The organism is Umezawaea sp. Da 62-37, assembly GCF_032460545.1.
GTDB lineage: Bacteria > Actinomycetota > Actinomycetes > Mycobacteriales > Pseudonocardiaceae > Umezawaea.
This window is the reverse complement of sequence record NZ_CP135965.1, coordinates 7,173,675-7,195,448: the sequence shown is the minus strand read 5'-3', so window position 1 is coordinate 7,195,448 and position 21,774 is coordinate 7,173,675. Positions and strand designations below refer to the sequence as shown.

The following is a 21,774-nucleotide window of genomic DNA, read 5'->3' as shown; positions in this document are numbered from 1 at the left end:
GCTTCGCTGGTCGCGGAGCCCGACCCGCTCTGCACCTCTTGGAAAGGAACTCACCCTGATGTCCACGGCGGCACGCAGTGCGCACCGCGACCGGCTCATGGCCGCCGTCGAGCAGATCGCCGACACGGTGCGCGCCGGTGCCGATGACAGCGAGGACCAGCGGCGAGTGACCCCACGATCCCTGGCCGCTCTGCGCGATTCGGGGCTGCTGGCGGCGCTGGTACCCGCCGAGACCGGGGGCTTCCAGGTGGATCCGCTCACCGAGTTGGAGCTGATCGAGGCGGTGACCTTCCTCGACGGCTCCACCGGGTGGACTTACTGGGCGTTGGCCGGCAGTACCGCGCGAACGGCGTCGATGCTGCCACCGAAGGCCGTCGCGGAGGTGTTCCCGCCCGGTGGGCCCGTGCCGCTGATCGCCTTCCAGGAACGCCACTTCGACAATCGAGCCCGACCGACGCCGGAGGGATTGAGGGTGAGCGGGCGGTGGCCGTTCGGCACCGGCGCGAGCCACGCCGACTGGGTGCTTGCCATGGCCGGCTGCATCTGGGCCACGGAGCGGGCCCATACCTGCGCGCCGACGTCATCGCCCGCGCGCTGCGCCGCGACGGCGACAACGCCGCGATCATCACCGGCACCGACGCCCACGAGAACTGGGTCCTCGCCGACGGCCTGACCTCCGGACGGACACCGGAGCAGACCTGCGCCCACTTCCACTCGGGCATCACCACCGACCTGGCCAACCTCGGCGTCGAGTTCGACACCTGGATCGACCCGCTGGACCCCGATCACGCCGCCTCCTACGCCGCGGTGCACCACGAGTTGCTGCGGCGGATGCGCGCGACCGGCCTTGCCCGCCTGCGTCAGGAGCGGGTGCCGTTCGGGACGAACACCGGCCGGGCGCTGGTCGGGACCTGGCTGGCCGGACGCTGCCCTGTCTGCTCCGCGGCGTGCGGCGGCAACACCTGCACCGGGTGTGGCGCGCATTTCCAACCCGAGGAGGTCCTGAACCCGCGCTCACGGCTGACTGACGAACCGCTGGAGTGGGTCTCGCGGTCGCACTGGTTCGTCCGTCCCGAGAACCCGACCCAGGTCGTCGACGGGCTTCGGGACCGTGGGCTGCCCGAGCGGTTCCTCGGCCCGGTCCACGACTACCTCGGCCGTGACGGTGGCAGGATCCGTCTGTCCCAACCGGGGCCGTGGGGCATACCCACCGGCGAGTCCGCAGTGGACTCCGTGGTGAGCAACACCTACTACGCCTACGCCGTGTACTGCGCGCAACTGCATGCCCGCCGCGACGGCCACCACGACGACAACACGCTGCGGAAGGACTCGGACGTCACCGTGGTCGGGCTGTTCGGCACCGACAACTCGATCGCGGGCCTGGTCGCACCCCACGTCATCGCTGCCGCCTCCGGCCTCAAGCCCTTCGACCACACCGTGGTCAACCACATGCTGCACTACGAGGGCGACAAGCTCTCTACCAGCAAACGACACGGTATCTGGATCACCGACCTGATCGAGAACACCGACATCACCACCGACGAACTGCGCTGGGCCCTGGCGCACCTGCCGCTGGACCACCAGATCGGCGACATCACCGCCGATGCACTCTGCGCCTCGATCAACCACCTGCGCGGTTGGCGCCGCGACCGGCTCCGGATCGCGCTGCTCGCCGCCGACCGAGCCGTACCGGGATCACCGACGCTGCTCGCCACCGCAGCCGAAGTCATTGCCGCACAACGACACCACCTCACTCCCCCGACAGTCGATCTCGCTACCGCGACCACTCTCACACGGCACTGGCTGGTCGACAGCGGAACCGACCTCGCCGACCCCGCCCAAGCCACGGCCTGGCTGCGCGGAGTCGCGGAGTTGACCACACCGATCATGCCGCTGCTGGCCCGACAGATCCTCACCGCACTCGATCCGCCCTGTTGTGCCACGACGGAGGGAAGCGGCCAGTCGCGCTTGTCTTCGGTGGACCTGGAACCCGTGAGGGAACTCGACCCGATGCTCGTTCGAGCAGTCGCACCCTGAATCCCGGAGTGCCGTACGACTCGCCCAGGGTTCAAGAGATCACGATCACGGGCGCTCATTCGGCAGCGCGAAGCCCTCCAGGATCACCTCGATGATCCGGTAGATCATCCGGCCGCCCTTCCGGTGTTGCAGGGATCGCCACGAGCGCGATCTCATCCCGACCGGCCCCGTCAACACCCTTGACGCCCTCGACAACTGAACGCGTCTCCGGCCGATGGAGAGGGTCAAGGCCAACGCGGCGGTTGCGGCGATCAGGTCAGGGTCAGCCATCGCGGTGAGGAACCGGATCCGTGCCGCGTCGGAACCGGCCGCTCAGAGGTGGAACCGCGACGACGGCAGGTCGATGCCGACGGCGTCCGGCTCGCCGTCCTTGACCAGGCGTAGAGCGAGACCGAGAGCAGAGATCAGTGCGGTGCGGGTGGCGTCGATGTCGCCCTCGGCGGCACTGGCGAAAGCCTTGGTCAGTCTTTTCAGTGCCTGAGCCAGGGGGCCGCGCGGGTCCGCGGCGGTCAGGGCCTCGAATCGGCGTCGCAGCGGGCCGACTGCGAGGGTGAACCTCAGGAGCATCCGTTCGAACCGTGCGTCGGGTGACTCGGTCGCCGCCGCGGGCTTGAGGTCGTCTATGGCGTTTCGTATGGCGTTCCGCAGTTCCACGGTCGGACTCGCGCACGCGACAGGTGACCCGATCTGCCTGGGACCCGACATGTCGATGCGCTGAAGTCCGGTGCTCACGGAGGGGAGTTTATGCGGTGATCGAACGATTTTTCCAGTGCATCTGCACGTGCACCCGCACGAAGCAATGATGATGAAGATCGATCACACAAAGTGAGAATTTGTCCTGTTGATCACCCATACCGGTGAGACCTGACAACGACGGTCGCCGCGCACACCCATCCTGAGCATGCGGTCGCCGGGGTCCTCAAGAGCTGGCCCGAAGGCTGTCGGACACGCGGGCAAGCCTTGTGCTGCATGGCCTGGAATAGTGCGACGCCCTCAATTCGCCGATCGGCGGATGGGCACCGGCATCCGCTAGCGGTGGGCCGCCGCCTCGCAACCTCGGTCGCCCGACGACACCCAGGCACACATCCCAGCGGTCACGGATGGTCAAATGTGCGGCTCCGGATGCCGATGAAACCTATTGAGCGTTAGAGCCCTCCCCGCGGGCCCGATGCTTTGTCGTTGCACCTACCGTATTTCGCTTGGTGTGACCGGGCTGTCCTCCCGGCCGATACAGACGGTGACACGACCGGGGCGTGGAGAGAGGGCGGATCACGACAAACGACAGTGAGGACGCGGTGTTTCAGTGCTCGCTGCTGGCACTGGCTCTGGCCGCGACGCCCCATGCCGTGGTGGCGGTGATCGACGCGGTGCAATGGGCGTGGTAGGTGGCCGGGGGCTGTGCGTTGATCGCTTGGCGCTCGCGGGTGATGGCCGGAGCGCGATCCTTCGGATCAAGGCCACAGCCCCGTTGCCGGAGGACTCCCAGGCCCCCTTGATCTCTCCCGACGCGGTGTCGGCTTCCGATCTGGCCGTGCGCACTCTGTTGGACGTCCTCGCCGAAGCCGAGGCCGAAAGCGACCCGAGGGGCTGGCCTGCTGCACTACGGGCGAAGCTGCCCAAGCTCGCCGATGTGCTCTACGAACACAACCTCACTGCTGACTTCACGTGGCTTGCCAGCAGCGGGGCCGATGCGGCGCACTTGACTGTCCTCGCGCGGTCAAGCATTCGTCAGGCAGCTGCGTGAGTACATCGAGCAGAAGCGGAAGACTGAGCTCAGTGGCACAATCACGGGATTTCGCCAAGCGGACTGGATCGTCATCAGTCCCGAACACGGAGCCGATGCGAGCGTCAAGGTTGTACCGGAGACCTTGGCGGCGCTGCGGCTGACGCTATGGCAGGAAGTTCGCCTTGAGGTCGAGGGCACTGCACGGATCGACCGCGCAGGTGATGAGGCGACCCCGCACTACGAGTTCCAGCGTGCTCTGTATACGGGTGAAGACGCGTAGCTACCTGCCAGTGCTGAGCTGTTTACCGAATCGCGGCACCGCGATCCGACCTATATGCGCGGACAGAAGCGGTCGAAGCAGTTCCCATCCCACGTCGTTCAGGTCATGCCGGTCGAACACGTTACAGGGTCTACCCGATCTCTACATCAAGATCCACAGAACACGCCCTCGACGTACGACCACCACGGGCAGGAAAACCAGGTATGACCGTCAAATACCTTATCCAACCCATTCGCCCTACCGGTCGCATCAGGGTCGTCGGCGTCATAGTCCCGATGAGACCAAGGCGCCGCGAATGAACAGGCCAAGGAGTGCCGTCGTCTTCGACTTCGGCACATTCTTCTTCAAGGGCCAGTCGATGGACACCGGCCGGGCCAACGTTAAGGACGTGCAACCGGCAGCCGCACAACCTCGTCCACCGCGTCAAGCTTAGTCCCAGGGCTGGTCGTGTCCCACGAAATGGACCGTAACCAGGCCGCCGACGCCTACCAGCACTTCGACAATCCCGAGGACGGCCTGACGAAGGTGCTACTGCGTCCGAAATCAATCCATCCGGGAGGAAAGCGACATCCGTGACGCCGGGCATTGCTTTCTCCTGCAAAGAGGTTTTCCCAACCAAACGAGTGGGTAGACGCGATCATGCAACGACGCCGATGGCTCGGTTTCAGCGTGATCGGGGTGGTGCTGCTCGCCGTGGTGGTACCGGGCCTGCTGTCCACTACCAGTGACGACTACCGTGCCACGGCGGTCACCAGCGCTCGTGACGCGGCCTCGGCGGCGTTGACCGCGAGCACGGCCGGTCGTGCCTCGGTCGACGACCGCATGATCTCGACCTACACCTCCGCCGTGTTGACCGACGCGCGAGGCGGTGTGGCCACCGCGATCGACGACTTGGTCGGTCTCGACGTGCCGGACCGCTCGGCGCAGGGGGTGCGTGACGAGGTGCTGCCGCTGCTCGTGCGGGCGGCATCGCTGATCGGTGACGTCACCGAAGCCGCCGACCGGGACGACCACCAAGCGCTCAGCACGGCGGCGAAGGAACTCGGCGCCGTCGGTGCGCGGCTGCGGGAGTTCGCGGGGAGCCACCGGTGAAGAAGCTGCTTGGCATCACCCTGGGGATCCTGACCGCCATCGGCGGGTTCGTGGACATCGGCGACCTGGTCGCCAACTCCGAAACCGGTGCCCGGTTCGGGATGCGCCTGGCATGGGTCGTGGTGGTCGGCGTGATCGGCATCTGCGTGTACGCCGAGATGTGCGGGCGGGTCGCGGCGTTCAGCGGCAGGCCGGTGTTCGACCTGGTCCGCGAACGGCTCGGGCCACGGGTGGCGCTGGCGAACCTCGGCGGCTCCTACCTGGTCACGCTGCTGACGCTCGCCGCGGAGATCGGTGGTGTGGCGCTGGCGATCCAGCTGGTGACCAGCGTGCACCACCTGCTGTGGGTGCCGGTCGTGGCGTTCGTGCTGTGGATCGTGCTGTGGCGGGTCAAGTTCGACACGATGGAACGGGTTTTCGGCCTCATGGGGCTGGCGCTGGTGGTGTTCGTGGTCGCCCTGATCGCCTTGGACCCACCGTGGGGGGAACTCGGCGCGCAGGCGTCGAGCTTCGGGCCGCCGGACGCGGAGAACTGGGGCACCTACGGGTTCTTCGCCGTGTCGTTGTTCGCCGCCGCGCTCACGCCGTACGAAGTGTTCTTCTTCTCCTCCGGCGGGGTCGAGGAAAACTGGACGCGCAAGGACCTGGTCACCGAGCGGGTCAACGTGTTCATCGGGTTTCCCCTGGGCGGTCTGCTGTCATTGGCCGTGATGGGGTGCGCCGCGGTGGTGTTCGAGCCCATCGGGGTGCGGGTGGACGTGCTGAGCCAAACGGCGCTGCCGGTGGCGATGGCGTTGGGCAAGATCGGGCTCGCGGTGGTGGTGCTCGGGTTCTTCGCGGCCACGTTCGGGGCCGCGTTGGAGACCGGGCTGTCGGCCGGGTACACGGTGGCGCAGTACTTCGGGTGGCAGTGGGGCAAGCGGGTCAAGCCGCGCGAGGCCGCCCGGTTCCACACCGTGGTGCTGGTGAGCGTGCTGCTGGGCGTGGCGCTGCTGCTCACCACGGCCGATCCGGTCGCGATCACCGAGTACTCGCTGGTGTTCAGCGCGGTGGCGCTGCCGTTGACCTACCTGCCGATCCTGGTGGTGGCCAACGACCGCGACTACCTGGGCGACCAGGTCAACGGACGGTTCGCCAACGTACTCGGCGGGATCTATCTGGTATTCATCCTCGTCGCGGCGATTGCGGCGATCCCCCTGATGCTGCTGACGGGAATGGGCTCATGAGCACGCACCCCGATCCGCTGCGGATCGACTTCCACCTGCTGGACCGGCAGATCGTGGACGTGCATGGCGACTTGGTCGGCAAGGTCGACGATGTCGACCTCGAACCGGACGAGGACGGCGTGCCGCGGGTGGTCGCCTTGCTGTCGGGCCAACGCGCGCTGGGCAACCGCATCGGCGGCGCGCTGGGCCGGTGGATGGTCTCGGTCGCGACCCGCCTGCACGGCCCCGAAGCCACTCCCCCGCTGCGGATCGCCTACGAGCACGTGGCCACGGTGGGCAGCGCGATCGAGCTGTCGGTCGCTCGTGACCTGTTGGACACCCCGCCGCTGGAAACGTGGTTGCGGGACAGGATGATCGGCCGAATCCCCGGAGCGCGTGATGCTGGCGAGTGACTTTCTTGGCCGGACCGCCTACGACGCGGACGGGATCGAACTGGGCCGGGTGGCCGACCTGATCGCCGGACCCGACGGCAGGGTGCGCGCTGTGCTGGTCGCGCCACCCCGCCGGGGCCGGATGCTGGGCTACGAACGGCCGTCGGTGCGGTTGCCGTGGGCGTTCGAGTGGCTGGCCCGGCTGCTGCACCGCGGCACCCGTGAGGTCGAGTGGTCAACCGTCCGCTGGGAATGACCTCGCGAGGAAGAATTCGACGATCCCGCAGAAGTCCCACCTTGATCCGCCGCTCAGGACTACGGCTCGCGCACCATCCGCTGCGCGTGGGTCAGGATCGCGTCGGAGAACTTGGGCGGCGGCGAAGCGATCCCACGTGCGGTGAACAAGTAGTCCACAGTGTTTCTTCTTGCGGCCGTTCACCTCGGCGCCCATCACTTCCGGGAGTTGAACGTCCCACCCGTCCCACTCGGCGGGCAGGAACACTTCGATGGTGACGACGAAAACCCCACATCGGGCGTGAACCGCCATCTCGGGTGGTCCTCCACGTCTGCTTCCAAGTAGCTCCAGAAGCTTCCTGTTGTCGCCGACGGTCTCGGCAACTGTCGGACGGGTGCTTCGTCGACGCGGACGGCCACCTGACCGAGGACCCCGACCAGGCGGTGTCCGCGGTTGTGTTCGGCGAGGACTGCGGCTTCGCCGTCTGGCTGCTCCCGCAATCCGTGACCGGCAGCCTGTTCGGGTTTCCGATGGGCAGTGAGGTGGCTGACACCGGGAGCACCGGTTACACCTTCACCGCGCTCGCCCCTGGCACGCCAATCCCGACGGATACGCCGCTGCGGTCTCGAACAATCAATCCCGATGCCGCGGAAGTACTGATACTTGTGGTGCGGGAGCGTCCCGATCGCTCCCGCATCCCGCACCGCCTGCATGGCCGGGCAGCCCATATCGGCGACAGGTTCGTCGTTCAGCCGGCTCGGGGCAGTTTGACCACCGATAGGTAGAACGTGTCGATCTTGCGCATGATCTCGGTGAACCGCTCCGACTCGACGGGCTTGGTGATGTAGGCGCTGGCGTGGGAGGCGTAGCTGCGGACCACGTCCGTCTCGGCCTTGCTGGAGGTCAGGACGATCACGGGGATGGACCGCAGGTGTTCGTCGGCCTTGAGTTCGGCCAGGACCGCGTACCCGTCCATGTGGGGCAGGTTGAGGTCCAGCAGGATCAACGCGGGCCGGGGCGCCGAGGAGTAACTACCGCCGCACAACAGGAAGTCCATTGCCTCCACGCCGTCTCGCACGACGTGCAGGCGGTGGCGTCCCGGTCGGGTGGCCAGGGCTTCCTGCATCAACAGCGTGTCGGCGGGGTCGTCTTCCACCAGCAGGACATCGACTGGCGCTGTGACAGATGAATACATGCGTCCTCGATTCTCGGAACGGCGTGCCAAGAGGCAACTGGTGGCGACCGCCCCAAGGCGCAGCTGGTCAGCGAAGGATTATGGGGGCTGTTCTGCTCGAAGGGCAAACCCTTGTACCACGTGTAGCCAAGATCCTGCCCGGTCGTCGTGCTGGGCTGCGGCGCACCGATCGGCTCGTGGCCACAGGCTGCAGGTTGTCAGTGCCCGATTTCCGTGACCGCCGCAGCGGCCGCGGCAATGCTCAGGTCACGCGGTAGCGGCGGCCCGAACAGGTCGTCATGTACCTCGGCCGGGAGGACCCGATGCGAGCCGGTCACCGCAGACCGTGGACGTGGCAGGGGTGTTCGTCCAGCTCCGCCCATACGGTCTTGCCGCCCTGGGTGTCACGCCGCACACCCCATGCGCGGCTCATCCCGCCCACGAGCTGCATTCCCCGACCGTTCAACCGGGTCAGCGAGGGCGGGCGAAGCACAGGACAGCGACGGTCGCCGTCGCTGACCTCGACCACCACGACACACCGCGTCCGGGACACCCGCAGCCGCAACGGGGACCGGGTGTGCAGGTAGGCGTTGGTGACCAGTTCCACCGCCACCAGCAGCACGTCGTCGACCACCCACGGCGCCACCACCGACGCGAGATGGCCGCGCAACCCCGCCCGCATCGCCCGTAGGTCGATTCGCCGCTCCAGCCCGCACTCCCACGGGACCGCGGCCAAGACCAACACCTGTTCCACCTCGGCGACCATGACAACGACCGCGTCGGTGAACGACCCGGTGAACGACAGTGGCCCATCGGAGTGACGGGGCAACCGGTCGCGACCGTGATGGTGTTCGGGGTCCATCGGGCACTCCTACGGCGGCAACGAGATGGGCGGCGTGACGTGGTGGCGACCCACTGCGGAGGGATTCGCGATGGGTCGTGCGGGACTGATACCCCGCCCGACGATGGCATACGCGTAGTTGCCCTCGTTCGGCCTAGTCGGGCGGACCATGTCGCTCAAGTGCGACGGCGAGGGTGGGATGGATCTCCAGGAGTTCGTGCAGGCCGGTCGCGCGGATCGGCAACAGCACCGAATGGGTGTCGGCCACCACCCGCAAGGGGGTGTCCCGCGTGAGGCCGAGGTGGTGGAACCGCACCAGCACAGTCAGCCCGGCGCAGGAGAAGAACGCCACCGCGGCAAGGTCCAGCACCACCGGTGACGGAGTCCGTACCGCAGTGAACGCTGCGGCAAGCACGGCTTCCAGAGCGGGTGCGGTGTGCATGTCGATCTCGTCGTCGACGACCACCACCGGGGTCGCGTCGACCAGATACACCGAGGCGACATCGGTCACGGCGTCGCCCGATCTGGCGGGCCCATCATGCGGGCAGTCGTCGGACACATGCTCTCTCCTCCGTCGAAGTCGGCGCCGGACGCGGTCGGCAAAAGCTTCTAGGACACGGCCGCCACCGGATCCGAGGCTCGAGGTGTGGCGCTGGTGAGGAGGATCCCACGGGGTAGGCAGGACCTCCGATTCGGTCGTGTTCGCTGTCCGGCAAGCGGGAGGCGGGAATGTCGAGGATCGTGGGCAGCACTCCTTCATGTGTCTGTGGGAGAAAGATCCGGGTGGTGCCAAGCCGGCGCCACCCGGATCGACCACACCACAGTTCCCGGCCTGCCGCCCGGTCACCGCACGACCGTGCGGTGACTACCGCCAGCGGTGCCTGCCCCGGTCGGGGCCGGGTTCATCCTCGCGCCACAAAGGCGGCTCAACGCGATGCAAGAGCTCATCACTGTGGTCCCGGCGCTGCATGCTTGTGTGCTGCCATCGTGGACACAATCCGCGAAGTCCTTCGACTCCTCACAACCGGGCCGCAGACTGGTCTTTGCCCGCTCCACCGAGTGATCGCGGGCCGGGAGGAGCATGACCTCCAGTGCATCCCGCCCCCTCTTCCCTGCCCTCCCGCCGACACGGGATCGGCGCGCGGTGCTGTCGTACTGTTCCCGCTGCCCCGCCCGGTGCGGCCAGGTTTCTTCGCGCGTGTCTCCGTCAGGGCCACCGCATGCCGTGCAGGGGCGCTCACGCCCGATACCGACCTCACCGCTCGGCCCGACTTCGACCGACTTGCCAGGTACGACAAGCCCTTGAGGACACCGTGCCATTGCGAATGGTCGGAGGCGGGGACAAGGCCGGACCGGGATCAGATGCTGCTTGAACATTCCGGCCGATCCGGCCCGCACCGTCGAACTCCAGTGGCCCTACCGTGTATGCGCGCGCTCACGATGACGGCCGGATACCCGATCTTCGGCTCGGTTAGTCAGCCGATTTCGGTCCCGCCCGTCGCGGACGGTGAAACCGTCGCGGGCGTGCCCCGTAGCGCGGTAATGGCGTAGTCCACGCCGGAGTGAATGACCAGCAATTCGTTCAGGCTCGTGGCCTGAAGAGGACGCAGGACACTGCGGTGACCGGCCACCACGACGAAGGCGATACCCCGTCGGTCGGCGTAGCCGAGGGCCTCGACGATCACCGCCAAACCGCTGGATGCCAGGAACGTCACCTCGTTCAAGTCCAACACCACCGCTGATACGGCGGCATCCAGGCACGTCAGCAGAGTGCCCCGGACCAGTTCACTGGTGGTCATGTCGACCTCGCCGATGACCCGCAGAACCGACACGCCCTGCACGATCTCGACATTCGTTGACACCAGATCGGACACACCGTCGCCGCTCATGGATCCGCTCCTGATTGCTCGTGAACGAACATGGGCTGTCTGCTCAACCCAGCGGTCACCTCGACCGAGGACGACCCTAGTCCCGACCACCGCGACCAGATCCGACCAGTGCACCGAACGACGTAACCAGATCAGTGTCGATCACTCACGGTGACAGGAGGGTGCATCAGCCGAATGGGACAACCTGATCGACCGGTTGGAGATCGTCCACCACGACCAACGAGAAGTCGACCTACACCGACTGCGCGGTAGGCCCCCGGCAGATGGCGTCGGGAGCCGGCACAGCGGGACTGTAAAACGAACGGCTCTGGCCCGTAGTCGATGGTGACGTCAAGTAGCCGTTCGCCATCATGATCTTGTGATGGATGCCGATTCCCTTACAGGGACGGTATTTTTCGGGTTGTCGGGCCTGGTCGTTGAGGGCGTAGCGGACAACGGGAGCACGGTGATGCTCACGGCCCGCACTCGGGATGCAGCCGTAACGTGCCCGGCGTGCGGGACTGCGACGGCGAAAGTGCACGGGTACCACCTCCGGACAGTCAAGGACGTGCCTGTCGACGGTCGCCAGGTCGTCGTCAACCTGCGCGTACGGCGCTTGGTCTGCTCTGTCCGGGACTGCGGGCGGCAGGCCTTCCGGGAGCAGATTCCCGGACTGCTGGAACGCCATCAGCGCCGCACGGTGCGGCTTGTCCGGCAGATATCCCGAGTAGCGAGGGAATTGTGCGGCCGGGCAGCCGCACACCTGTCCGGCCTGCTTGCCATGCCTGTCTCCCGCAGCACCGCGTTGCGCTATCTACGGCGCCTGCCGCTGCCTTGGCTGACAGTTCCGCGGGTGATCGGCGTGGATAATGTCGCCCTGCGCCGCCGCCACCGCTACGCCACCATCATCATCGATGCCGAGACCGGCCGACGTATCGCGGTCCTGCCCGGCCACGACGGCGGTCACTCTCGAGTCCTGGCTGCGCGAACATCCCGGCGCCGAGGTCGTGCGCCGGGACGGCTCAGCCATCTACGTCGAGGCCATCCGCCGCGCCCTGCCCGACGCGGTGCAGGTCAGCAATCGATGGCACCTCTGGCGAAATCTCTGCGACAAAGTCCAACTCGAGGTCCGCGCGCACGCCGGGTGCTGGGCCACCGTCAACCCGCCCCGCCCAGGCGGAGTTCACGAGCAGACCACCCGCGAACGCTGGAACAAGGTCCACGACCTGCTTGGCCAGGGCGTCGGCCGCTCGCCTGCTCCCGGCGTCTCGGCGTGGCCATGAACACGGTCACACGCTACGCACGCATGCCCGAACCCCAGGCCCTGCGCATCGCCCCCACCTACCGCCCGACCCTCGTCGATCCCCACCGCGACCATCTGCGTGCCCGCCGCGCTGCTGATCCCGCAGTCCCTGCTACTCGCTTACTCACGGAAATCCGGGATCTGGGCCACACCGGCAGCGCCAACCTGCTGGTCCGCTACCTCAACCAAGGCCGCGCCGAAGGCGACCGCCCCGTCACGACCTGCCGTCACGCCGGCCGCCTCCTGCTCACCAACCCCGAAAACCTGCGCCTAAAGGACACGACCCTGCTGGAGAAGATCGCCGCGGCCTGCCCGGAGATGACCGCACTCGCCGACCTGGTACGCGGCTTCGCCGCCCTGCTGAAACCGGCCGCGAGCAACAACACGAAACTCACCGAGTGGATCACGGCGGCCCGCGCCGTCGACCTGCCGCACCTTCGCAGTCTCACCAACGACCTCGAGATCGACCGGTCCGCTGTGGACGCCGGCCTCATCCTGCCTTATCACAACGGCCGCACCGTAGGCGTCAACACCCGCACCACAGGGATCATGAGACAGATGCACGGACGCGCCGGATTCGACCTTCTCCGCCACCGCATCTTCCTGCCCTGACAGTGCTGGAAGGCACGAGGTCAATCCCGCGGCGCGCGACGGGCACGTGGTCCTCTCGGAACGGTCTGCTTCCCTGCTGGGCCAGGCGTGCTCGTCGGTTGGTCGCCGAGGGCGCGCAGAGCGAGTTGTTCGTTGCGTTCGAGGTGCTCGCGCACGGCTTGGGCCGCCACCTCGGGGTCTCGTCGCCGGAAGACGTCGACCAGTGTTCCGTGGGCCTCTTCGCGGCGGAGGTGTTCGTCGGGGTCCGGGTCCAGCGCTCCGAAGCCGATTCGGATGTAGCGCTCCGCCGCACGCCACAGGGTGCCGAGCAGACGGACGTCCCACGCGCTCGCGGCGGGTGCCAACAGTGCCATGTGGAACTCGTGGTGGGCGTCGTAGATCTCGTCCATGCCCAGGTGCTCGTCGCCGAACCCCGCGGACAGCCGGTCCAACCGGTCGAACTCGCCGTCGGGCAGCAACAGGCACGCCCGTCCGGCGATCTCCGGCTCGATCGTGCGCCGCAGGCGGTAGATAGCGTGCAGGTCGTCAAGATCCAGGGGGGCGACCAGCGCGCTGCGGCCCGGCCGGGTGATGACGAGCCCTTCGCTCTCGAGGTTTTTCAACGCCTCCCGCACTGGGATGAAGCTGACGTTGAGCATCCCGGCGATCTCCCGCAACGAGAATTCGCGACCCGGCTGCAAAGACCCGCACAGGATCGATCGGCGCAGTTCCGTGGTGACCTGGTCGGCCACGGAACGCGTCTCGATCGGGCGCACACCGGTCGCCGGTACAGCCACGTGAACTCCTCCTGCGCCGCGTTCGGCCGGCCCGAACTCGACCGATATCAACTATAGCGGCCGCATCACGCGGGATCCCGCCCTGGCGCGCGTAACGATATATGTGATAACACTTATCCATCCGAGTCGGGAGGTCGCAATGGCGAGCACGGTCACGGCAGCACGGCCGCGGACGTCGGACGACGTCGCGTTGGAGGCCGTCGAACAGCGAGTGCTGTGGCTGGCCACCGCGATCGTCGACCACGCCAACCGCGTGCGACCCAACCCCACAGGTCTCAAGGTCGGCGGGCACCAGGCGTCGTGCGCCTCGATGACGGCGATCATGACCGCCCTGTGGTTCGAGCACCTGCGCGCCGAGGACCGGGTGTCGGTCAAACCGCACGCCTCCCCGGTGCTGCACGCGATCAACTACCTGCTCGGCGAGCTCGACGAGCGGTACCTGACCACGCTGCGATCTTTCGGCGGCTTGCAGAGCTACCCGAGCCGGTCGAAGGACCCCGATCCGGTCGACTACTCCACGGGGTCGGTCGGCATCGGCGCCACCGCGCCGATCTGGGGCGCGCTCGCCCGGCGGTATGTCGGGTCGCACGGCGGGGCGGCGAGTACCGGCCGGCAGTACTCGCTGCTCGGGGACGCCGAGCTGGACGAGGGCGCGTGCTGGGAGGCGATCCTCGACCCGATGGTGCGCGAGCTCGGCGAGGTCTGCTGGATCGTGGACCTCAACCGCCAGTCACTGGACAGGGTCGTGCCGGGAGTCGGCGGGCCGCGCCTGGAGGGGATGTTCGCCGCCGCGGGGTGGCAGGTGCTCACCGTCAAGTACGGAAGTCTGCTGACCGGGTTGTTCGACCGTCCCGGCGGCGCCGAGCTGCGCCACCGGATCGACGCCATGCCCAACGCCGAGTACCAGCGGCTGTTGCGGTGCACCACGGATCAGCTGCGCGAGCGGCTGCCCGGCGACGACCTCGACGTCGGTGCCCTGCGGGGGTTGGTCGCGACCCTGGACGACGCGACGCTCCACGCGGCGATCCGCAACCTCGGCGGGCACGACCTGGCCGCGCTGCGGCGCGCGTTCGCCGCGATCGACGACACCCACCCGACGGTGGTCTTCGCCTACACGATCAAGGGTCGCGGGCTGGCCACCGAGGGCCATCCGCAGAACCACTCCTCCCTGCTGAACGCGGCCCAACTCGCGACGCTCGCCGACCGGTGCGGCACCCAGGTCGAAGCACCCTGGGGCCGGTTCCCCGAGGACTCCGATGCCGGACGCCTATGCGCGACGGCCGCTGAACGATTGCGCCGGGAGCCGGTCCGCACGACGGCTCCGCTGCCGGTGCCCGTCGACTTCGGTCGCGTCCCGTCCGGCACCGCGACGACCCAGGCCGCGCTCGGACGGACACTGCTGGATCTCACCAGGCAGTCGCCGCAGGTCGCCGCACGGGTCGTGACGCTGTCACCGGACGTGGCCTCCTCGACGAACCTGGGCGGCTGGGTCAACAAGGTCGGCGTCTGGGCCGCCGGTGAACGGCGCGACTGGTTCGACGACGACCCCGAGACCATCCTGCACTGGCGGGAGCACCCCGGCGGGCAGCACATGGAACTGGGCATCGCCGAGACGAACCTGGTCGGGCTGCTCGGCGAACTCGGCGCCACGTGGAGCCGGTGGGGCGAGCCGCTGTTGCCGATCGGAGTCCTCTACGACCCGTTCGTCCAACGGGCTCTGGAACCGTGGTCGTTCGGCCTCTACGCCGGAGGCCAGTCGATCCTGGTGGGCACCCCGTCCGGGGTCTCGCTCGCCGCCGAGGGCGGCGCGCACCAGTCCGTGACGACACCGTCGGTCGGGTTGGAACAGCCCGGCTGCGTCGGCTACGAGCCGGCGTTCGCGATCGACCTCGAGTGGACGCTGCTCGCGTCGCTGGCACACCTGGGCCACCCCGGCGGGCACTCGACCTACCTGAGGCTGTCCACCAGGCCGGTCGACCAGGCGCTCGCCGCGCTGCCGTCCGACCCGGCGGCCAGGCAACGGCGGCGCCGCCAAGTCGTCGCCGGTGCCTTCCTCCTGCGCACTTGCGAGGGCGCGCCGGAGGTCACCATCGCCGCGATGGGTGCCGTCGTCACCGAGGCACTGGCCGCGGCCGACCGGCTCGACGCGCTCGGCGTCCCTGCCGACGTGGTGTGCGTGACCAGCCCCGGCCTGCTGTTCGACGCCGCTCGGAGCCGCTCCAGCTACGACGACGGACCGACGTGGGTGCTCGATGCCGCGTTCCCCGCCCACCGGGCCGCGCCGCTGGTGACCGTGCTCGACGGGCATCCGCACACGCTCGCGTTCCTCGCCGGGACGCACCGGGTGCGGTCACGCCATCTCGGCGTGTCCAGCTTCGGCCAGTCCGGCGACCTCGACGAGATCTACCGCCACCACGGGCTGGACACGGACAGCATCGTCGCCGCCGCGCTCGACGTGCGCTAACCGGCCCACCGGCGCGACATCGCGCCACTCACGCAAGGAGCCTTCATGCGCATCGTCAACTCCGCCGGACGGGCGAGCGTCCTCACCGACGACGGACTCGTCGACATCGAGTCCGCCTCGGGCGGAGCCTTCTCGGCCGATCCTCAGGCCCTCTTCGACCGCTGGGACGACTTGCGGGTCTGGGCTGCCGCCCACCGAGGCGGTGCCACCGCGCCGTTCGAGGAGGACCGGCTGAAGGCACCGGTTCCGCGACCGCGGCAGGTGTTCGCGATCGGGCTGAACTACCGCGACCACGCCGCCGAATCCGGCATGGCCCTGCCGGACACGCCAGTGGTGTTCACGAAGTTCCCCGCCTGCATCACCGGACCCTGCGCCGCCGTGGACCTCCCACCGGGCTCGGTCGACTTCGAGACCGAACTCGTCGTCGTGCTCGGCCGCGACGCCCACCGCACGCCCGCGTCCCGGGCCTGGGAGCACGTGGCCGGGCTGACCGTGGGCCAGGATCTCTCAGAACGGCAGTTGCAGCTCAAACCGCCGGTGCCGCAATTCAGCCTCGGGAAGTCCTACCCTGGATTCGCACCCATGGGGCCGGCACTGGTCACGCCCGACGAGTTCCCCGACCGCGACGACATCGTCCTCGGCTGCCGCCTCAACGGCGAGCAGATGCAGAACTCGCGCACGAGCGAGATGGTGTTCCCCGTGGCCGATCTCATCGCCTACCTGTCGTCGATCGTCCCCCTGTACGCGGGGGACGTCATCTTCACCGGGACCCCCGCCGGGATCGGCATGGCCCGCGATCCGGCCCGGTTCCTGCGTCCGGGGGACGAACTGGTGACCACCGCCGAGGCAATCGGCTCGATGCGCACCACGTTCGTCTCCACGCCCTAGGCCACGACGCTCGACAGCAGTGCCACTTCGCTCACCGACGAGAGAGGGAAATCGATGTCCTCCACCCCGAAGTTCGCCCACGTGGTGTTCCAGACCAGCCAGGCCAAGGAGATGAGGGACTGGTACTGCACGGTGCTCGACGCCCACGTCGTCTACGAGGACGACAACCTGACCTTCATCACCTTCGACGAGGAGCACCACCGCATCGCGCTGCTCAACTCGCCGGCCCCGTTGCAGCGCAAGACCTCCGCCATCGCGGCGATGCACCACGCGGCCTACACGTTCGACCACCTCGACGACCTGCTCTCGCGCTACGAGTCGTTGCGCGACAAGGGCGTCACCCCGGCGGTCTGCATCGCTCACGGCGTGACGACGTCGATGTACTACCAGGACCCGGACGGCAACTTCGTCGAGATGCAGGTCGACAACTTCGCCGAGCCCGCCGAGGCCACCGCCTACATGAACGGGCCCGAATACGCGGCCGACTCGGTCGGCCCCGCGTTCGACCCGCAGGCGATGCTGCAGGCTCGCCAGGCCGGCGCCGAAGTCGACGAGCTGATCAACAGGGCGTGGTCGCTCAAGGCGAACCTGCCCGACCCCATGTCGGTGCTCGTCGGCGCTCCCTGAGCACGATCCCCCCGGACAAGCCAAGACCTCCCGGAGTCCTCGTGTCAGTACTCGTCCTCGGCGCGACCGGCACGGTCGGGCCACACGTCGTCCGAGCCCTGCTCTCCCGCGGGGAGCCGACCCGCGTCCTGACCCGCGACCCGCGACGCGCTCGGGAGATTCTCCCGGCCGGCGCCGTCGTCGTCGAAGGCGATCCCGAACACGACGACGTCCTGCTGGACGCCGCGGCAGGCGTGCGGGCGGTGTTCCTGTTGTCCTCGCACGGGCGTCGCATGGCCGACGTCCAGTTGGGGATCATCCGCGCACTGCGACGCCAGGCCGTGCGGATCGTGAAGCTTTCGGGCACCAGCACCGCGATCACCCCGGACGGACCGCACGCCTGCCGGCAGCACTGGGAGGTCGAACAGGTCTTGGCCGCAAGTGGTGCTGTCCATGTGATTCTGCGGCCGAACGCGTTCATGCAGACGCTGGTCGACCAGACCATGCTGCCCGCGGCGCGATCCGGCGGCACAGTGCCCAACGCACTGGGCGCCGCCGGACTCAGCATGATCAGCGCCCGCGATGTCGGCGACTGCGCCGCCGTCGCCCTCACCGATCCACGGTGGGACGGCCAGATCCTGAGGTTGACCGGGCCTCGGAGCGTAACTGTCCCCGAGGTCGCAGAACTGATCTCGGTACGCATTGGCCACCCGGTCACGGTCACGGTCAGCACGCCGGCGGCGATGCGGCGCGTGCTGGCCGACCGCGGCATGCCGACCTGGGAGGCAGAGCACTTCGAGGAGATGTACCGGCTGTTCCGGTCGGGGCGCTCCGAGTCCGTCACCGACGATGTCCGGAGGCTGCTCGGTCACGGCCCGATCGATCTCACCGACCACCTCGCCGACCTCCTGGCTCGACCGACACCCCAGAACAGCTCCGGAGACGCCCATGACGCATGACCTTGCCGACGCCGAGTGCCTGATGTGCGGGATGGAGAGCGTCGACGAAGCCTCGATCGTCTTCCGCGACGAGCTCTGGGCCGCCGAGATCGTGCCGGCCTTCGCCGTGCCGGGCTGGTTCGTCCTGCGCTCCCGGCGGCACGCCGAAAGGATCACCGGCCTCAACGACGACGAGTTGCACTCACTGGCCCGACGTGCCCGCGACCTCGTCGGCGCGGTGACCGAGGTGACCGGGGCACCGGCCACGTACCTGCTCGTGTTCGGCGAGAACTACCCCCACTTCCACGCCGTCGTCACCGCACGGGGCGAGGACGTGCCTCCGCAGCACCGCTCGGGCGCCATCCTCCAACTCGTGCCCGACCACGTCGACCCGGTCGAAGCCGCCCGCCTGGTCCCCGCGGTCAGGGACGCCTACGAGCGCGCCAGCCGCCGCTCCCCCGCCACGACCACGTCCGCGCGGGCCGTCCGATGAGCCGCGCCACGGTGATCCACGACGTCCGGGTCTTCGACGGCCACCGGCTCGGCGAGCCGGCGAGCGTCGTCATCGCCGGTGGGCTGATCGACCCGAATCCGGCCCCGTCCGACGCCGAGTACGTCGACGGCACCGGCTGCACCCTGCTGCCCGGACTTCTCGACACCCACGCACACGTGAGCGAGCGGGCCCATCTGGAAGCGATGGCCACCTGGGGCGTGACGACCGCGCTGGACATGGCGGCTCCGCGGTTCGACGCGACCATGGCGCTCAAGCACCAGCCCGGACTGCCCACCCTCCGCTCGGCGGGCCGCCCCGCGGTCGCCCCCGGCTCGACGTTCGTCACGAAGATGGGGTTCCCGCCGTCCACCGCCGTGGACGGCCCTCACGACGCCGATCGGTTCGTCGCCGACCGGATCGCCGACGGGTCCGACCACATCAAGATCATTCTGGAGGACCCGGCGATGCCGGGAGCGCGGGCGCTGGGCCAGGACACCGTCGCGGCCATCGCGGCCGCAGCACGGCGGACCGGCCTCGTCACGGTGGCCCACGTCGTCAGCGTGAGCACCCTGCGCACCGCTGTCACCGCCGGCGTCGACGTGGTCACACACACCGCCCTGACCGGTGGTCTGGGCGAGCAGGACGCGACGATGCTCGAGAACAGCACGGTGGTGCTCATCCCGACCCTGACGATGATGGACGGCGTCGTCCGGTCGATCGGCGGCCGGCTGAGGATGCGGCTGTTGTCGCTCGTCGTTCCGGCGGCGCGCATGCACTACCGGCACGCCAACGCCACCGTGGCTCTCTTCCACCGCAGCGGGAAGGTCGTGCTCGCGGGCACCGACGCCAACGACGACCCGCGCACGCCGTTCCAGGTGCCGCACGGGTCATCCCTGCACGACGAGCTCGAACGGCTCGTCGGCGCGGGGCTGACCCCGGTCGACGCCCTGCGCGCGGCGACCTCGCTCGCGGCGGAGACGTTCGGACTGACCGACCGCGGGGCCGTCCTGCCCGGACGCCGGGCCGATCTCGTGCTCGTCGAGGGCGACCCGACCCGCGACATCACCGCTACCCGAGCCATCCGCGGGGTGTGGATCGGCGGAACGAGGGTCGGCGGCAGCGGCGGGCGGGAGGTCCGTTGATCCTCGTCACCGCCGCGCACGGCAACCAGGGCCGGTTGCTCGTCCCCAAACTGCTCGCCGCCGGGCAGGCGGTCCGCGCCTGTGTCCGGACACCCGCCTCAGCCGCGCGCCTGCGTGAACTCGGCGTGCGCGACGTGGTGGTCGGCGACCTCGCCGAGCCCGCGATCCTCGCGCGAGCCGTCGACGGCGTCGAGAAGGTTTACCACGTGGGTCCGACCCTGCACCCCCGAGAACGCGAGATGGGCCTGGACGTCATCGACCACGCCCGCGCGTCCGGTGTCCGGCACTTCGTCCTGAGCTCCGTGCTGCACGCCATCACCACCGACCTCGTCCAGCACGAGATCAAACGCGACGTCGAGGAACACCTGCTCTCCTCCGGGCTGGAGTTCACGATCCTGCAGCCGGCCAACTACATGTTGCCGCTCAAGCTGAAGCCGGTGTTCGAACGGGGTGTCTTCGAGCTGTCCTGGTCGTTGCGGCGGCGCCAGTCGATGGTGAGCCTGGACGACATCACCGACGTGGCGCGGCTCGTGCTCACCGACAGCGCACGGCACGCGGGCGCCACGTACGAACTGGTCGCTCCCGGCCGCTACGACGCCCACGAGCTCGGCGCGATCATCGAGCGCGTCCTCGGCACACCGGTCGAAGTGCGCGAAATCGATGCCGACACCTACCTCACGGCCTGGATCGGTGACACGGACCCGGTGGACGCCACTCACCAGATCCGCGTCCTGCGATCCATCTCCGCCCGGTACAGCAACCACGACTTCATCGGCAACGCCAACGTGCTCACCTGGTTGCTCGACCGTCCGCCGACGACGTTCGAGCAGTTCGTGGCGCGACAGCACGCCCAGCAGCGGGCACAGCACGAGGAGGGGCCGTGGACCTGACCGGCAACACCGTCCTGATCACCGGGGGCGGCACCGGCATCGGCCGAGGCTTGGCCGAAGCCCTCCACCGCGCGGGCAACCAGGTGATCATCGCCGGCAGGCGGACCGGCCCGCTGCACGACGTGGTCGCCGCCAACCCCGGCATGCGGGCGGTCGTCCTGGACGTGTCCGACCCGGACGCCACCGCCGACGTCGTCACGCGGCTGGTCGCCGAGCACCCTGCGCTCAACGTGCTGATCAGCAACGCCGCCGTGATGCACGCCGACGACCCCGGACGACCGGTGGACGACGCCATCCTGACCGGCACGGTGGCCACCAACCTGCTCGGACCGATCAGGCTGATCTCCGCGATGCTGCCGCACCTGCGGGCGCGACCGGCGGCGACGATCATCACGGTCACGTCGATGCTCGGCTACGCGCCGCTGGCGTCATCGGCGATCTACTCGGCGACCAAGGCTGCGATGCACTCCTACACCCTGTCGCTGCGGTATCGCCTGCGAGACACGGCGGTCGCGGTGCGCGAGATCGCACCGCCGTACACACGAACCGACTTGATGGACGTCAACCGCACCGATCCACGCGCCATGCCTTTGGCCGATTTCATCACCGAGACCATGCAGCTGCTGGGAACCGACGCCAGCGAGGTCATGGTGGCCTCGGCCCGTGCCCGCCGGGACGCCCAGCGGCCGGACGAGATCGGCGTCACCACGAGGTTCAACGACATGATGGCCGCGGGAGCGGTGGAGCCGTCACCGCCGTTGTCCTGAGACGACCCCGATGTCACCGAGGCGCCGCGTGGGGTCCATCCACAT

At 68.4% G+C, this 21,774-nt stretch carries 22 protein-coding genes and 1 pseudogene; 17 read left to right on the top strand and 6 right to left on the bottom strand.

Annotation, left to right across the window (positions count from 1 at the left end):
- The first annotated feature begins 97 nt into the window (after nucleotides 1–97).
- Entirely contained in the window at nucleotides 98–673 is a 576-nt protein-coding gene (locus RM788_RS33195; RefSeq protein ID WP_315922466.1) for an acyl-CoA dehydrogenase family protein, read from the top strand.
- Nucleotides 568–2,037 carry a class I tRNA ligase family protein gene (locus RM788_RS33190; protein WP_315934824.1) on the top strand — a complete coding sequence of 490 codons (1,470 nt, stop codon included), beginning with the start codon at nucleotides 568–570 and terminating at the stop codon, nucleotides 2,035–2,037. The genes RM788_RS33195 and RM788_RS33190 overlap by 106 nt, the downstream gene beginning before the upstream one ends.
- Before the next feature lie 312 nt (nucleotides 2,038–2,349).
- On the opposite strand, the gene RM788_RS33185 is transcribed toward RM788_RS33190, so the two are convergent.
- A complete protein-coding gene (locus tag RM788_RS33185) occupies nucleotides 2,350–2,769 on the bottom strand; it encodes a hypothetical protein (RefSeq protein ID WP_315922464.1) in 420 nt (139 codons plus the stop codon).
- Between the two features lie 679 nt (nucleotides 2,770–3,448).
- Here RM788_RS33185 and RM788_RS33180 point away from each other — a divergent pair.
- The 6 genes from RM788_RS33180 to RM788_RS33155 all read left to right on the top strand — a co-directional run bounded on the left by RM788_RS33180 (nucleotide 3,449) and on the right by RM788_RS33155 (nucleotide 7,752).
- Nucleotides 3,449–3,781 carry a hypothetical protein gene (locus RM788_RS33180; protein ID WP_315922462.1) on the top strand — a complete coding sequence of 111 codons (333 nt, stop codon included), beginning with the start codon at nucleotides 3,449–3,451 and terminating at the stop codon, nucleotides 3,779–3,781.
- A 901-nt stretch (nucleotides 3,782–4,682) separates the two neighbouring features.
- Nucleotides 4,683–5,135, top strand: a complete 453-nt coding sequence (locus RM788_RS33175; RefSeq protein WP_315922460.1) for a hypothetical protein — start codon at nucleotides 4,683–4,685, stop codon at nucleotides 5,133–5,135.
- A complete protein-coding gene (locus tag RM788_RS33170; RefSeq protein WP_315922458.1) occupies nucleotides 5,132–6,361 on the top strand; it encodes an NRAMP family divalent metal transporter in 1,230 nt (409 codons plus the stop codon). The genes RM788_RS33175 and RM788_RS33170 overlap by 4 nt, the downstream gene beginning before the upstream one ends.
- The gene (locus RM788_RS33165; protein ID WP_315922456.1) at nucleotides 6,358–6,753 is read left to right on the top strand and encodes a hypothetical protein; all 396 of its coding nucleotides are present in this window, start codon (nucleotides 6,358–6,360) and stop codon (nucleotides 6,751–6,753) included. Before RM788_RS33170 ends, RM788_RS33165 begins: the two co-directional genes overlap by 4 nt.
- Nucleotides 6,740–6,988 carry a PRC-barrel domain-containing protein gene (locus RM788_RS33160; RefSeq protein ID WP_315922454.1) on the top strand — a complete coding sequence of 83 codons (249 nt, stop codon included), beginning with the start codon at nucleotides 6,740–6,742 and terminating at the stop codon, nucleotides 6,986–6,988. Before RM788_RS33165 ends, RM788_RS33160 begins: the two co-directional genes overlap by 14 nt.
- A gap of 422 nt (nucleotides 6,989–7,410) precedes the next feature.
- A complete protein-coding gene (locus tag RM788_RS33155; RefSeq protein ID WP_315922452.1) occupies nucleotides 7,411–7,752 on the top strand; it encodes a hypothetical protein in 342 nt (113 codons plus the stop codon).
- On the opposite strand, the gene RM788_RS33150 is transcribed toward RM788_RS33155, so the two are convergent.
- From RM788_RS33150 to RM788_RS33135, 4 genes are all read right to left on the bottom strand, one after another.
- Nucleotides 7,716–8,162, bottom strand: a complete 447-nt coding sequence (locus tag RM788_RS33150; RefSeq protein WP_315922450.1) for a response regulator — start codon at nucleotides 8,160–8,162, stop codon at nucleotides 7,716–7,718. The two genes, RM788_RS33155 and RM788_RS33150, sit on opposite strands and share 37 nt — an antisense overlap.
- A gap of 313 nt (nucleotides 8,163–8,475) precedes the next feature.
- On the bottom strand, nucleotides 8,476–9,003 hold the full coding sequence (locus RM788_RS33145) for an ATP-binding protein (RefSeq protein WP_315922448.1): 528 nt from the start codon (nucleotides 9,001–9,003) through the stop codon (nucleotides 8,476–8,478).
- 133 nt (nucleotides 9,004–9,136) lie between these two features.
- Nucleotides 9,137–9,541 (bottom strand): STAS domain-containing protein, encoded by a 405-nt coding sequence (locus RM788_RS33140; protein ID WP_315922445.1) that lies wholly within the window; start codon nucleotides 9,539–9,541, stop codon nucleotides 9,137–9,139.
- Nucleotides 9,542–10,457: 916 nt separating this feature from the next.
- Nucleotides 10,458–10,871, bottom strand: a complete 414-nt coding sequence (locus RM788_RS33135) for an STAS domain-containing protein (protein ID WP_315922443.1) — start codon at nucleotides 10,869–10,871, stop codon at nucleotides 10,458–10,460.
- Between the two features lie 361 nt (nucleotides 10,872–11,232).
- On the opposite strand from RM788_RS33135, the pseudogene RM788_RS33130 reads away from it, so the two are divergent.
- A pseudogene (locus tag RM788_RS33130) lies at nucleotides 11,233–12,765 on the top strand (ISL3 family transposase).
- A 20-nt stretch (nucleotides 12,766–12,785) separates the two neighbouring features.
- On the opposite strand, the gene RM788_RS33125 reads toward RM788_RS33130, so the two are convergent.
- On the bottom strand, nucleotides 12,786–13,541 hold the full coding sequence (locus RM788_RS33125; RefSeq protein ID WP_315922441.1) for a GntR family transcriptional regulator: 756 nt from the start codon (nucleotides 13,539–13,541) through the stop codon (nucleotides 12,786–12,788).
- Nucleotides 13,542–13,680: 139 nt separating this feature from the next.
- On the opposite strand from RM788_RS33125, the gene RM788_RS33120 reads away from it, so the two are divergent.
- Genes RM788_RS33120 through RM788_RS33085 form a run of 8 tightly spaced genes read left to right on the top strand, consistent with a single transcriptional unit; the run spans nucleotide 13,681 to nucleotide 21,729 of the window.
- Nucleotides 13,681–16,005 carry a transketolase-like TK C-terminal-containing protein gene (locus RM788_RS33120; protein WP_315922439.1) on the top strand — a complete coding sequence of 775 codons (2,325 nt, stop codon included), beginning with the start codon at nucleotides 13,681–13,683 and terminating at the stop codon, nucleotides 16,003–16,005.
- 45 nt (nucleotides 16,006–16,050) lie between these two features.
- A complete protein-coding gene (locus tag RM788_RS33115; RefSeq protein WP_315922437.1) occupies nucleotides 16,051–16,893 on the top strand; it encodes a fumarylacetoacetate hydrolase family protein in 843 nt (280 codons plus the stop codon).
- Between the two features lie 54 nt (nucleotides 16,894–16,947).
- Nucleotides 16,948–17,520, top strand: coding sequence for a VOC family protein (locus RM788_RS33110; RefSeq protein ID WP_315922435.1), 573 nt, complete (start codon nucleotides 16,948–16,950; stop codon nucleotides 17,518–17,520).
- A gap of 41 nt (nucleotides 17,521–17,561) precedes the next feature.
- Nucleotides 17,562–18,458: an NmrA family NAD(P)-binding protein gene (locus RM788_RS33105; RefSeq protein WP_315922433.1), complete on the top strand. Its 897-nt coding sequence runs from the start codon at nucleotides 17,562–17,564 to the stop codon at nucleotides 18,456–18,458.
- Complete coding sequence (locus RM788_RS33100; RefSeq protein ID WP_315922431.1) at nucleotides 18,448–18,930, top strand: HIT family protein; 483 nt, start codon at nucleotides 18,448–18,450, stop codon at nucleotides 18,928–18,930. Before RM788_RS33105 ends, RM788_RS33100 begins: the two co-directional genes overlap by 11 nt.
- On the top strand, nucleotides 18,927–20,072 hold the full coding sequence (locus tag RM788_RS33095) for an amidohydrolase family protein (protein WP_315922429.1): 1,146 nt from the start codon (nucleotides 18,927–18,929) through the stop codon (nucleotides 20,070–20,072). Before RM788_RS33100 ends, RM788_RS33095 begins: the two co-directional genes overlap by 4 nt.
- Complete coding sequence (locus RM788_RS33090; RefSeq protein WP_315922427.1) at nucleotides 20,069–20,962, top strand: SDR family oxidoreductase; 894 nt, start codon at nucleotides 20,069–20,071, stop codon at nucleotides 20,960–20,962. The genes RM788_RS33095 and RM788_RS33090 overlap by 4 nt, the downstream gene beginning before the upstream one ends.
- Nucleotides 20,953–21,729 (top strand): SDR family oxidoreductase, encoded by a 777-nt coding sequence (locus tag RM788_RS33085; RefSeq protein ID WP_315922425.1) that lies wholly within the window; start codon nucleotides 20,953–20,955, stop codon nucleotides 21,727–21,729. Before RM788_RS33090 ends, RM788_RS33085 begins: the two co-directional genes overlap by 10 nt.
- The last annotated feature ends 45 nt before the right edge of the window (nucleotides 21,730–21,774 follow it).